Source organism: Trebonia sp. (assembly GCF_049794275.1).
Taxonomy (GTDB): domain Bacteria; phylum Actinomycetota; class Actinomycetes; order Streptosporangiales; family Streptosporangiaceae; genus Trebonia.
Genome location: NZ_JBARCR010000053.1, coordinates 1 through 12,033, shown reverse-complemented (window position 1 = coordinate 12,033; position 12,033 = coordinate 1). Strand labels below are relative to the sequence as shown.

General features: G+C 68.8%; 10 protein-coding genes and 1 pseudogene. 5 read left to right on the top strand and 6 right to left on the bottom strand.

The window, feature by feature from the left end; translation table 11 throughout:
* The 4 genes and pseudogenes from WA805_RS01395 to WA805_RS01380 form a co-directional block, all read right to left on the bottom strand.
* Positions 1 to 1,086, bottom strand: a pseudogene (locus WA805_RS01395) (pyruvate dehydrogenase); the annotation flags it as partial.
* Between the two features lie 32 nt (positions 1,087 to 1,118).
* Entirely contained in the window at positions 1,119 to 1,574 is a 456-nt protein-coding gene (locus tag WA805_RS01390) for a hypothetical protein (RefSeq protein WP_422281950.1), read from the bottom strand.
* Between the two features lie 84 nt (positions 1,575 to 1,658).
* Positions 1,659 to 2,225 carry a VOC family protein gene (locus WA805_RS01385; RefSeq protein ID WP_422281948.1) on the bottom strand — a complete coding sequence of 189 codons (567 nt, stop codon included), beginning with the start codon at positions 2,223 to 2,225 and terminating at the stop codon, positions 1,659 to 1,661.
* 29 nt (positions 2,226 to 2,254) lie between these two features.
* On the bottom strand, positions 2,255 to 3,109 hold the full coding sequence (locus tag WA805_RS01380) for a fumarylacetoacetate hydrolase family protein (RefSeq protein WP_422290231.1): 855 nt from the start codon (positions 3,107 to 3,109) through the stop codon (positions 2,255 to 2,257).
* Between the two features lie 135 nt (positions 3,110 to 3,244).
* Between WA805_RS01380 and WA805_RS01375 the strand changes: the two genes are divergently transcribed.
* Together WA805_RS01375 and WA805_RS01370 are read left to right on the top strand one after the other, a co-directional pair.
* The gene (locus WA805_RS01375) at positions 3,245 to 3,943 is read left to right on the top strand and encodes a GntR family transcriptional regulator (protein ID WP_422290232.1); all 699 of its coding nucleotides are present in this window, start codon (positions 3,245 to 3,247) and stop codon (positions 3,941 to 3,943) included.
* Between the two features lie 1,041 nt (positions 3,944 to 4,984).
* Positions 4,985 to 6,085 (top strand): NAD(P)-dependent alcohol dehydrogenase, encoded by a 1,101-nt coding sequence (locus WA805_RS01370; protein ID WP_425241461.1) that lies wholly within the window; start codon positions 4,985 to 4,987, stop codon positions 6,083 to 6,085.
* A 14-nt stretch (positions 6,086 to 6,099) separates the two neighbouring features.
* On the opposite strand, the gene WA805_RS01365 is transcribed toward WA805_RS01370, so the two are convergent.
* Together WA805_RS01365 and WA805_RS01360 are read right to left on the bottom strand one after the other, a co-directional pair.
* Positions 6,100 to 6,981 carry an SDR family oxidoreductase gene (locus tag WA805_RS01365; RefSeq protein ID WP_424562848.1) on the bottom strand — a complete coding sequence of 294 codons (882 nt, stop codon included), beginning with the start codon at positions 6,979 to 6,981 and terminating at the stop codon, positions 6,100 to 6,102.
* A 57-nt stretch (positions 6,982 to 7,038) separates the two neighbouring features.
* Positions 7,039 to 7,653, bottom strand: a complete 615-nt coding sequence (locus tag WA805_RS01360) for a TetR/AcrR family transcriptional regulator (protein ID WP_425241460.1) — start codon at positions 7,651 to 7,653, stop codon at positions 7,039 to 7,041.
* A gap of 212 nt (positions 7,654 to 7,865) precedes the next feature.
* On the opposite strand from WA805_RS01360, the gene WA805_RS01355 reads away from it, so the two are divergent.
* From WA805_RS01355 to WA805_RS01345, 3 genes are all read left to right on the top strand, one after another.
* A complete protein-coding gene (locus WA805_RS01355; protein WP_425241459.1) occupies positions 7,866 to 10,247 on the top strand; it encodes a beta-glucosidase family protein in 2,382 nt (793 codons plus the stop codon).
* 6 nt (positions 10,248 to 10,253) lie between these two features.
* Complete coding sequence (locus tag WA805_RS01350; protein WP_424559524.1) at positions 10,254 to 11,195, top strand: ABC transporter permease; 942 nt, start codon at positions 10,254 to 10,256, stop codon at positions 11,193 to 11,195.
* A gap of 29 nt (positions 11,196 to 11,224) precedes the next feature.
* Positions 11,225 to 12,033, top strand: an 809-nt coding sequence (locus WA805_RS01345; RefSeq protein WP_425241458.1) for an ABC transporter permease, incomplete at its 3' end; no start/stop codon positions are given.

Below are 12,033 nucleotides of genomic sequence, written 5' to 3'. Positions count from 1 at the left end.
CCCGCTGGCGTCGGCCAGGGCCTGCATCTGCGCGGCGGTCAGCAGCGCGGAGTGGTTGTTGGGATGTCCCTCGGTCGGCAGCCCGCGGCCTTTGATCGTGTAGGCGAACACGACCGTGGGGCGGTTGGGGTCGATGCCACGGAAGGTGTCGACCAGCAGGCCCAGGTCATGGCCGCCCAGGTCGCGGATCGCCGCGGCCAGCTCGGCTGGCTCGATGGTGGACAGCAAGGACCGGAGTTGCTCGCTTCCGTTCGTTCCGATGATGCGGTCGGCGATCTCGGACGGGCGCACCCGCAGCATCCGCTGGTACTCCTCGTTGGGCATGATCTCGAGCCGGGCGCGCAGCTCTGCTCCGCCCGGACGCTGGAAGAGCCCGCTGATCAGGCGCCCCCACTTCACCGTCACGACCTGCCAGCCGGCCGCGGCGAACATGCCCTGCAGCCGTTCGATCTGAATGTCGGGCACGACCCGGTCCAGGGACTGCCGGTTAAGGTCCACCACCCACAGCAGTTCCCCCAGCTGGGCCACCGCCGGATCGGCGACCGCCTCCCAGATGGCGCCCTCGTCGAGCTCGGCATCGCCAAGCAGGCTGATGAAGCGGCCGGCCGGCGGAGAGCCGGGAAACTGGGAGGCGATGTAGCGGTGCGCCACCGCCGCCCACAGCGCGGCGGTCGCGCCGATGCCGACCGAACCAGTGGAAAAGTCGACGGTGTCGGGGTCCTTGAGCCGGGAGGGATAGGACTGCAGGCCGCCCTGGGCGCGCAAGGTCGGCAGGTAGGACTCGTCGAGATCGCCGAGCAGGTAGTTGACGGCATGCAGCACCGGAGAGGCGTGCGGCTTGACCGAGACCCGGTCCAGGGCCGTGAGCTCGGCGAACCAGAGCGCGGTCATGATGTCGACCATCGAAGCGCTCGACGCCTGGTGGCCGCCCACCTTGACCCCCGAGTGGTTGGCCCGGCCGGCGTTGGCGGCATCGACGATCGCCGCCGAGAGCCACAGCACGCGGCGGGCGATCTCGCGCAGCACGCTCTGGTCATAGGGCGGGCCCGCTGCCGCCGGAGTGGTGGGATCTGCACTGGTGGTCATCGGGTTCTCTTTGGTTGAACGTGCGGCCGTGGTCAGCGCACGGCGGCGTGCTCGCGGGCGCGGACTATCTCCTCGTACGCGAGCCTGACGTCCCCGGCCAGGGCTTGCGCGGCCGGGACGTCGCGGCCCTCGGCCAGCAGTTGCAGCAGCCCCCACCCGCGCAACTCCGGCGGCACCTGCTCGCCGCGCGCGGCGGCCAGGGCGTGGAAGTGACGGTAGTTTTCCCCGAACGACAGCAGGTAGACAGCGGGCGCGCCGGTGACCTGCTCGACGGCGCTGACCAGATCGTGCGCGTGACGGCCGAACGTGGCGGTCTCGGCCTCGTCGAGGCCGGTGAGCTTCTCCGCGTGGCGGCGCGAGCGCAGGAAGAACCAGCCGGGCACCTCGAAGCCAGGGGCAACCTCGGCCGCCCACAGCTCGTCGAGGAAAACCCGCGAAGCGGGGTCAGACTCTTCCATCGAGCAGATCAGGCATTCACTGTCAGGCATGTTTGCTCCAGGGTCGCTCGCGAGCTGTATCGGCAGCGGGCAGCACTGCCTCATGCGGGTGGTGTCAGATGAACGGTCCGGGCGTCAGCCGCCCATCAGCACCCCGAGCGGGTTGGGAAGATCTGCCTTGAGCGCCCAAGACCGGTCCGACAGCTCCTCGACGCTCGCTCCCGCGCGGCGGGCGGCCAGCAGCTCCTCGGGATCGAATGCGGGGCCGACCGAGTCGGCGGCGTACTCGGCCCCGTTCATGTAGGCGGTGGCCTGGTCGGGCTCGGCGAACCGGTCGATCTGCAGCTCGACGAAGTTGCGGTCCGGGTCCTGGTAGTACATCGAGGTGGTCACGCCGTGGGCGATGCACACCGCGGGGGTGATCCCTTTGTCCCGCAGCATCGTGTACCGCTCGAGCAGCGCGTCGATGCTGTCGAAGGTGTAGGCCGAGTGGTGCAGCGATGCGGTGCTGGCCGTCTTGGCCTGGAACTCGACCGGCGGGTGCAGCAGCGCCACCCGGTGGTGCTCGTCGTCGAAGGTCAGGAAGGTCAAGGTGGCGTCCTCGTACACGACGTGGGCGTCGAGGACGGTGCAGTACCAGTCGCGCATGGCCCCGTGGTTGGCGGTCTGGAAGACGTTGTGGGCGAACTTAGGCTTGGACATATCGGTCTCCTTCTGCTCTGGCGGCGAGCTCAGGCGGCGGTGAACGTGATGGTCATCTCTCCGATGGCCTCGGCGTGGGTGACCAGGCGGTCGCCTGGGCGGAGCACGACCTTGGGGTCACGGGCCCAGCCGATCCCCGAGGGTGTGCCGGTGAAGATCAGGTCGCCAGGCAGCAGCGGGACGACGGCGGACAGCGACTCGATCAGCTGGGGGACGGTGAAGATGAGGTCATTGGTCCGTCCCTTTTGCATCTGCTGCCCGTTGAGGGTGCAGCCGATCTCGATGTTGTCCGGGTCGGCGAACTCGTCCGGGGTGACCAGCACCGGCCCGATGGGGGAGAAGCCGGGGAAGGACTTGCCCAGCGAGAACTGCGGGGTCGGTCCGCGGAACTGCACCAGCCGCTCGGACAGGTCCTGGCCAACGGTCAGCCCGGCGACGTGGGTCCATGCGTCCTGGCGGGTGGTGCGGTGGGCGCGTTTGCCGATCACCACCACCAGTTCGGCCTCGTAGTCGACGGCGTCGGACGGCAGCTCCACTACCGCCGTGGGACCGGTGACCGAGGACGGGAACTTGGCGAACACCACCGGGTCGGACTCGGGCGTGCCCAGGCCGGCCTCGGCGGCGTGCGCGCGGTAGTTCATCCCGATGGCGAACACCTGGCGCGGCTGCGGAACCGGTGCGCCCAGTTCGTCCGCGCCATAGGGCGTTGCCTCAGCCGCCGCGATCGTCGCCGGGCTCGCCGCGTACCAGGCGGTGAACTGGGCCCACTGCTGGTAGATGGCCTGTGGGTCGGGCGAGAAGATGCCCGCGCTCACCGCTGCGACGTCGATGGCGCCGCGCTCGTCGACCAGCGCGAGGCGGCTGTTGATGACGGCCAGCCGCATGCTGTATCCCCTCGTTGGGTTCCGGCGTGCTGTGGGTCACACCGTAAGCCTGATATGTGATAACAGTCAACGGACTGATATTTTTGATATCGTCGCGAAACAGCCTTGAGCCTCGACATGCAACGGGAGCGGGACATGACGATCGCGTCGGCCAGTTCCGGATCGGTCCGTCCCATCGAGTCCCGGTCGCTGTCGGAGCAGGTGACCAACGAGATCCGCCGCTCGATCCTGGCCGGCGGCCTGCCGCCCGGGCGGAGCCTGTCGTTGCGGAAGCTCGCCGAACAGCTCGACGTCAGCTTCATCCCGGTCCGCGACGCGCTGCGCGTGCTCGAGGCCGAGGGCCTGGTGGTGAATCCCCCCGGGCGCAGCGCGACCGTGGCCCCGCTTGATCTCGAAGAGTTCCACGCGATCTACCGCGTCCGGCGGCTGATCGAGCCCGACCTTGCCCGCCGCGCGGTGCCGCTACTCGAGGATGCCGAACTCGACCAGCTCTACCAGGCTGCGGCGGAATTCGGCGGCACCGAGCGCAGCATGGATGACATCTACGGCGACCACCGCGCGTTTCACTTGGCCTTGGTCGCGTCGGCCGCCTCGGCCTGGGACATTCGCATCCTGATGATGAGCGAGCGGGCGACCGAACGGTACGTGCGGATCGGTTTCGGGCTGCTCGACCCGGACCCGGGCGAGCATGACCGGCGCCGCGAAGCGCATCAGCTGCTGATCGACGAGTTCCGCAAGCGCGACCCCGAGATCGCCGCCCGGGCCCTGGACGAGCACCTGGCGCGCAACGAGGACCTGGCCCACAACGCACTGTCCGGATCGGTGACCCAGTGACCGCGGCGAGCAGGCCAGTCCTCGAGGTCGTGACGGCAGCACCCGACCCGGCCGGGTCGGGCGGGCGTTCGCCGACTGATTTACCGGCGCACCATCCCAAGCTCGGCCATTACGTGCGCTGCGCGAGCGCAGGGCCGCCAAGGCCGCCGACCGGCTCAAGGCGGTGGAGGAGATCGCCCGGGTGGCCGGGCAAAGCAGACCAGCACCACCGAACTGGTCTACCGCCGCGAACTGCGCCCCGTGATCACCACTGGCGCCGAGGTGATGGACAAGGTATTCGCCCGTTAACCCGAAAAGATCAAACGCTGCCCGTCTCGCTCCCGCGCACGAGAGATTATCGAACCACAGGGATTCGAGCCATCTTCTGCATGCCATGCATTGCCGTGCATACCGGATTCGTCTGACGGCGTCGCGCGGGGTCCGGTTATCGCAGGTCAGGCCAACTTTGGTGTCTGGGACCTTCTGGCTCAGCCTGGCGAAACCTGAGGTACACCGGTGGGCCGTCGGCGAGGTGCCTGTGGTTCAGGTCCTTTTCCGGCGCCCCCCGGTCCGAACCGGACTGGCACCTTTCAGCGCATCCGGCTCTCCAGCGGTTTTTCACGTGCAGTTCGCGACTGGCTTCCGCCTGCCGCGTGCACGCAGGATTCCCGTCGCCGTTTCGGCGTTTTGCATTACGCATACCTCCTGGCATCCGGTAATCCTTCACCGCCTGGTGCGGGTGGAAGCGATGCACCTCGGCAGCCAGACATCGCTCACCGCCTAGCGACAACCTACCGAGTACTCGGTCTGTTGATGTATCGTGAGCCAGGTCACGCTCTCCGGTCAAGGCGTTCTCTTCACCTGCGGTGCATCGGCGGCTGGTCCTCTGGGGGCGGACCTGTCCTGTGAGTGCAATGGCAGGGCGGTATCTCCATCGGCGGGTCCTGGAAACCCGGGCCCACGGCATCGCGGGCGTGACGGAACCTGCCACCGGCGCAATCCTGGCGCAGGTCGGCATCGCTCTCCCGCGTACCCCTTCTGACCGCACTCCAGGAGCTTTCAATGCGCATCACTGCCGCGCTCGTCGAAGAACTCGACGGCCCCTTCGTCCTGACCGAGCTTGACCTGGACGACCCGGCCCCGGGCGAGGTGCTCGTGAAGCTCGCGGCCACCGGAATTTGCCACACCGACGGGATCACCCGGCACGGCGATCTCCCGTTCCCGCTGCCCGGGGTCCTCGGGCATGAGGGAGCGGGAACCGTCGCCGCCACTGGCCCCGGGGTCACCGACTTCGCTGAAGGTGATCCGGTCGTGATCGGCTGGCCGTCGTGCGGCGCCTGCCGGCACTGCCGGGCCGGCGAGCCGCGCTACTGCCTGCGGCTGGGTGAGGTGCTGGTCTCCGGCGGCCGCCTCGACGGCGGCCCGGCCCTGCGCCGCCTCGACGGCAGGCCGGTGTCGAGCCACTTCTTCGGCCAATCGTCATTCGCGACCTACGCACTGACGACCGCGGCCGCACTGGTGCGAGTGCCTGACGGCCTGCCGCTGGCGCTGATGGGGCCGCTGGCGTGCGGCATCTCCACAGGGGCCGGCGCCGTGTTCAACACCGTCCGCCCCGTGCCGGGAACCCAGATCGCCGTGTTCGGCGCCGGCACCGTCGGCTTGGCGGCGATCATGGCCGCGCGTAACTCTCCAGCCACCCGCATCATCGCGGTCGACCGGAACGAGTCCCGGCTGCGCATCGCCGCCGAGCTCGGCGCCACCAACACGGTCAACGCTGCCGCCGACGACCCAGTCAAGGCCATCCACGACCTGTGTGGGGGGCCCGCCGACTACTCCCTGGAGTGCACTGGCGTCATCAGCGTGGTCCGGCAGGCGGCCGACTCCGTGGGAATGCTCGGCACCTGCCTGCTTATCGGCGGTGCGCCAGCCGGTGCCGAGTTCTCCCTCGACCACCTCACGACCCTGTGGGGCAAGCGCATCGTCGGCGTACTGGGCGGAAGCGGCCGCAGCGACGAGCTGATGACCACCATCATGAGCCTGTACGCCCAGGGCCGGTTCCCGTTCGACCGCCTCGTCCAGTACTTCGACCTCGCTGACGTCCAGACCGCGCTTGAGCAGTCGTACGCAGGCGAGGTGATCAAGCCCGTCCTGCGTATGCCATGAGCCGCGTAGCCCGTTCAGTAGGCCGAGCCGCCGCGGCGGAGCAGCGAGGCGAGTGAAGTCGCCGGGTGACCAGTGAGCAGGGGTATGTCTTCGGTTACGGCGGCGAGCTCACCGTTGGCGATCGCGGTGTAGGTCGAGACCCAGGCGTCGACCTGCCAGTCGGGTGCCAGGTATCGGGCGCGGGACGCGTACGCCTCTTCCAGGGTCTCCGGCCGATACCGTACCGGCCGTCTGAGCGCGCCGGTGATGGCCGACGCCACGTCGTAGAGCGACAGTGCCTCCGGCCCAGTCAGCGAGTAGGTCGCCCCCGCGTGGGGGGCCGGGTCGAGAAGGACCGCTGCGGCAGCGTCTGCGATGTCGTGCTGCGCGACCGCTGCGACGCGACCGTCGGCGGCAGGGCCGCGGATGACCCCGTCCGCACCGACCATGGCGGTCATGAAATCCGCGTAGAGATTGTCGCGCAGGAACGTGAACGTCAGGCCTGAGGAGCGGATGTACTGCTCGGTCGCGAAGTGATCGCGGCCGAGGGTGAACGTGCTGTCCGGTGCCGCCCCGTAAAAGGAAACGTAGATGAGGTGCCTGACACGTGCGGCAACCGCGGCGTCGACGAAGGTGGTGTGCTGGGTGACCCGGTCCGGTGCCTCCGACGCTGACACCATCAGCACGGTCGGCACTCCGGCGAGGGCATCGCGGACGGCCTTGTAGTCGCTGAATGCAGCGTGAGCGGCCCTTGCACGGGACAACCGCGGCGCTCGTGCCAGGTCGCGGACAAGGAGTCGCTGTGATACCCCGGCATCGTCGAGGCGACGCGCGACGCGACCGCCAAGTCGGCCCGTGGCCCCGGTGACGCCTATAAGGCTAGTGATCTCTGTCCTCGACTCGGGAACCTCCGGCATGACTAAGGATCTCCACCCCGAGGTAACAGCATCCGCACCATCAGGAGTCATCACGACTTAGGGCACGGCAGTGCGCCTGGCTGTCCCGGCGACGCGGATTATCTCGACGAGCGTTGCAAAGCACGCACGCATGTCGACCGATCGGTCTAGGAGCCATTGGAACTGCAAGCCGTCCTGGACGGCAATAAGCACGTTCGCCAGCGCTTCCGGGTCGATGCCGGGGGCGAGATTGCCCGCCGTCTGGGCTTCACGCAGGTTCTCGGTGATGCGGCCGCGGATGTGCTCGAACCGCTGCACGTAATAGTCGTGTGCCGGGTGGTCCCCGGCTACAGCCTCGCCGAGCAGCATTGAGTACAGCGCCACGACCTGGGGTTCGGACTCGTTATGGGCGACGAGCGAGGCCATCCCATCGATGATCCCGATGCCCGGCGCCTCCGGCTGAGGCGTGGACAGGCGCCAGTCTTCGGCGTCCCGGCTGGCCAGTACGGCAAGCAGCACGGCGTTCTTGGATGGGTAATGGTGCAGCAGGCCGGGCTGGCTGAGCCCGGCCGCTTCGGCGATGGAAGCCAGCGACGTCCCCCGGTAGCCGCGCTTGGCGAACAGCTGTCTAGCGGCCGCAAGGATCGCCTCCTTGCTCTCTTCGCCTCGGTTACGGGTGATGCCGTCGGCCATGCCGTAGTCCCTGCCTCGAAGGTTGCCCTGAATTCTCGCACGTTTCTCCGCCCAGCCTCGCACTCGCTATGCCCGTCCCGCTAATGCAGGCGACGAGATGAAGAGAACGCCTTGACCGGAGAGCGTGACCTGGCTCACAATACACGCACCGACCGAGTACTCGGTAGGTTGAATAAATGGTGGGCGATGTCTTGCTGCCGAGAGGGGACAGCGTGGCCGATCACACCGGAGATCCTCAGCACGCCCAGGACACCTGGGTCGACGAGGCCATGGCGCGGCTGAGCACGGAGCAGAAGGCCGCGCTCCTGTACGGTGCGGATCCCTGGCAGGTCCGCTCGCCCGGATCCCTGCACCTGCACGACCTCGTGATGACCGACGGTCCGAACGGCGCCCGCGGCGTCACCTTCCACACTGGGGTGAGCCGGTGCTTCCCGTGCGAGACCGCCCTCGCCGCCACCTGGGACCCCGACTTGGTAGCAGAGGTCGCGGCGGCCATCGGCGCCGAGGCAAGAAGCAAGGGCGCCGCCGTGCTGCTGGCACCAGCCGTCAACTTGCACCGCAACCCGCTCGCAGGGCGCAACTTCGAGTGCTTCTCCGAGGATCCCGAACTCTCCGCCCAGATGGCCGCCGCGTATATCGCAGGCGTCCAGTCCCAGGGCGTCGCCTGCTGCGTCAAGCACCTGGTCTGCAACGACCAGGAGTCCGGTCGTCACACCGCCAGTTCCGAGATCGGCGATGCGGCACTCAGGGAGCTCTACCTCACGCCGTTCGAAGTCGCGGCCAGGGCCGGCGCCTGGTCCATCATGGCCGCCTACAACAAGCTGAACGGCGAGTACGTCACCGAATACCCCTGGCTGCTCACCACCGTCCTGCGCGACGAATGGGCCTGGGACGGCGTCGTAGTCTCCGACTGGTACGCCACCCAGTCCACAGCGAAGGCCCTGACGGCCGGCCTGGACCTGGAGATGCCCGGCCCTTCTCAGCTGCGCGGCGACAAGCTCCTCAAGGCCCTCGAAACCGGCGAACTCAGCAGTGAGGACATCGATCGTTCGGCCCGCAGGGTGCTCCGCCTGCTGCACCGCACTCAGTACAGGCCAATGACCGCTCCGCCAGAGGATCCGGCTGCCTTGATCCGCGAAGCCGGTGCCCGCGGCATCGTCCTGCTCAAGAACGACGGCGTCCTGCCGCTCGCGGTTGCACCCGGTGCCCTCATCGCCGTCATCGGCTCCGGCGCCGACGCCGGCCAGCCGCAGGGGGGCGGGTCCTGCCAGGTCAACCCGCCGTATGTGTCCGGCCCGCTCAGCGCCATCAAAGCCCGCCTCGCCCCGGACGCCACCGTGGAGTTCGCGCGCGGCTGGGCCGACCAGACCCGCCCGCGTCCGCTGACCGCGCAGGACATCAAGATCGAGTACCGCCGCCGCGGCGCCCCCGATAGCGAGGTACTGGCCACCGAATATGCCGTGTCCCTGTCCATGTCCTGGTTCGATTCTGTGCTGCCTGGCTACGAGCCCGGCGACCTCGCGGTCAGGGTTACAGCGTGCATCATCCCGGCCGAGAATGGCGTCCACCAGCTGACGCTGGCCGCCATCGGCCACGGCAGGCTGACCGTCGACGGTCAGGTCCTGCTGGACCAGCGGTCTGCCGGCGGCCGGGACGTGATCTTCGATCTGGGCCGTATCACCCAGCGGGCGGACATTGCCCTGGAAGCGGGACGACCGGCTGAACTCGTCATCGACTACGAGCCGTGGTCCGAGTCGGGCCTGCTCCGGCTGCAGGCGGGGCTGATCCCGCCCGCGCCCGATCTGGCGGCGGCCGTCCGGCTGGCCGCCGCCGCCGACCTCGCGATCGTCGTGGCTGAACACCCGCACGGGGTTGAGACAGAAGGTGTCGACCGGCCGCACCTGGGATTCGATCCAGCGCAGAACGACCTGATCAGCCGGGTTTGCGCTGCCAACCCGCGCACGGTCGTGGTCGTGAACACGGGCAGCCCGGCCGCGATGCCGTGGGCGGACCAGGCCGCCGCGATCGTCCAGCTGTGGTACCCCGGCCAGGAACTGGGGGAGTCTCTCGCCGACGTGCTCACCGGCGTCGTGAACCCGTCGGGCAAGCTTCCGGTGACGTTCCCGGCGCGCGCCGAAGACGCGCCGTCCTGGCCTTACTACCCGGGCACCGAGGAGGAGGTCCGCTACGGCGAGGGCCTGGCGATGGGTTACCGCGGGCACACGGTGCCGTCGGCGTTCCCGTTCGGCTTCGGCCTGTCGTACGCCAGCTTCCGGCTGGGCGAGGCGTCCGCGGCGGCGACGGCGGACGGATACCAAGTCACCGTCCCCGTAACGAACGTCAGCGGCCGCGACGGCCGCGAGGTCGTCCAGCTCTACGCCCGGCTGGCGGACGACCGCCCGTTCCTGGAGCTGAAGGCGTTCGCCACGGTGCACGTTCCGGCCGGGCGGACCGTGCCGGCGGTGCTGGCAGTGCCCGCCTTCCGCTTGCGCACCTGGTCCGGCACCGGCTGGAGGTACCTGTCCGGTCCCGTCGAGGCCCGCATTGGCACGTCCAGCGCTGATCTTCCCATCGCAGTCCTGCTGGGAGCGTGACCCGTCGTGACCCGGCTCATCGTCAAGCGGTTGCTGTGGTCCGTGCCGCTGCTGCTGATCGCGTCCGCGCTCAGCTTTGTGCTGCTGTCGCTGGCCTCAGGCAACCCGGCCGCTGTCATCCTCGGCCCGACCGCATCCGCGGCGCAGCTGCGTCAGCTGACCGCACAGCTCGGCCTCAACGCACCGGTATGGGTGCAGTACTGGCACTGGCTTGACGCGGCGCTGCACGGGAACCTCGGCACGTCGCTGATCGACGGCCAGCCAGTGACCACGATGCTCGCGCCCAGGGTGACGATCTCGCTGACGCTGGTCCTCGGTGCGACGCTGCTGGCCAGCGTGCTCGGCGTCACGCTCGGCGTCCTCGCCGCGATCAGGGGCGGCCCGTCCGGCCGGGTCCTGGAGGTGACCTCGGTGTTCGGCTTCGCGATACCTGATTTCGTGCTGGGCCTGGTGCTGATTGAGGCGCTCGCGGTCGCGGCCCGGGTGTTCCCCGCGTCCGGTTTCGTGTCGTTCTTCCAGTCCCCGGACGCCTGGCTGAAGTCGCTGGTGCTTCCCTGGACTGCCCTGGGCCTCGGAGTGATGACGATCGTCGCGGTGCAGACAAGGGACGCGATGCGGGAAGCGCTGCGCAGCCCGTTCATCCGGGTGCTCGAGGCTAATGGCATTTCGCGCCGGTCGGTGCTGTTCAAGCACGCACTGCGCAGCGCCGCTATCCCGCTGGTGACGGTCGTCGGCATCGTGGTGGTCGCGCTGCTGGGCGGCAGCGTGCTGATCGAGTCGGTGTTCGCGCTGCCCGGACTCGGGTCGGCGCTCGCGACAGCCGCGACGCAGCATGACATCCCCGTGGTGCAGGGGGTGGTGCTGTACTTCACGCTGATCGTGGTCGCCGTCAACCTGCTGCTCGACGTGGTGTACGGCCAGCTTAACCCCCGGGTGCGTGCGGCGTGATCCGCCGGTTCGCACGCAAGCCAGTCGGTGTGGCGGCTGCCGCATGGCTGCTGCTGGTGCTGGTCTGCGCGGTGTTCGCGCCCCTGATCGCACCCTACGACCCGCAGGCCCAGGACCTTCCCGCCGCGCTGTCCGGGCCGTCCGGCTCTCACCTGCTAGGCGCGGACCAGCTCGGCCGGGACGTGCTCAGCCAGCTGATCTACGGAGCCAGGCCCGCTCTCATCGGTGTGGTCTGCGCGGTGGCGACCTGGCTGGTGCTTGGCGTGTCGCTCGGCATCACCGCGGGCTACCTGCGCGGCCGGGCCGACTCCGCGATCAGCCGGACGGCGGACCTGCTGCTCTCACTGCCGGGCCTGGTTGTCCTGCTGGTGGTCTTCTCGGTGTTTCCCGGCTCGCTGATCGTGCCGATGCTGGTCCTCGGCGGCCTGGCCTCGGCCGGCCTGATCCGCATCGTCAGGTCAGTAACGCTGACGGTACGCGAGGACCTGTATGTGAAGGCCGCCCAGGTACTCGGGCTATCCCGGGTGCGGATCATGACCAGGCATGTGCTGCCTCGCGTTTCCAGCGCGGTGATCGTGCAGGCGGGCCTGTTCGCCGCGATCGCCCTGGTCATCCAGAACGGCCTGAGCTTCCTTGGCTTCGGCGTGGTGCTGCCGAACCCGAGCTGGGGCGGCGTGCTGGGCGAGGCGTCCCAGGTGCTGCTGCGGTCGCCCTGGCTGCTGGTGGCCGCCGGCGGCGTCGTTGGCCTTACGGTGCTGGCTTTCGTCCTGCTCGGCAACGCCACCCGCGACGCCTGGACCGAAGCCTGGGCCCCGTCCCAGCTCTCCAGCGCCCCGCC

Bases quoted from the DNA above. Each gene is read 5' to 3' on its own strand.
- WA805_RS01385 (WP_422281948.1), bottom strand. From the start codon at position 2,225: ATGTCCAAGCCTAAGTTCGCCCACAACGTCTTCCAGACCGCCAACCAC.
- WA805_RS01360 (WP_425241460.1), bottom strand. From the start codon at position 7,653: ATGGCCGACGGCATCACCCGTAACCGAGGCGAAGAGAGCAAGGAGGCG.
- WA805_RS01375 (WP_422290232.1), top strand. From the start codon at position 3,245: ATGACGATCGCGTCGGCCAGTTCCGGATCGGTCCGTCCCATCGAGTCC.
- WA805_RS01370 (WP_425241461.1), top strand. From the start codon at position 4,985: ATGCGCATCACTGCCGCGCTCGTCGAAGAACTCGACGGCCCCTTCGTC.
- WA805_RS01380 (WP_422290231.1), bottom strand. From the start codon at position 3,109: ATGCGGCTGGCCGTCATCAACAGCCGCCTCGCGCTGGTCGACGAGCGC.
- WA805_RS01390 (WP_422281950.1), bottom strand. From the start codon at position 1,574: ATGCCTGACAGTGAATGCCTGATCTGCTCGATGGAAGAGTCTGACCCC.
- WA805_RS01365 (WP_424562848.1), bottom strand. From the start codon at position 6,981: ATGCCGGAGGTTCCCGAGTCGAGGACAGAGATCACTAGCCTTATAGGC.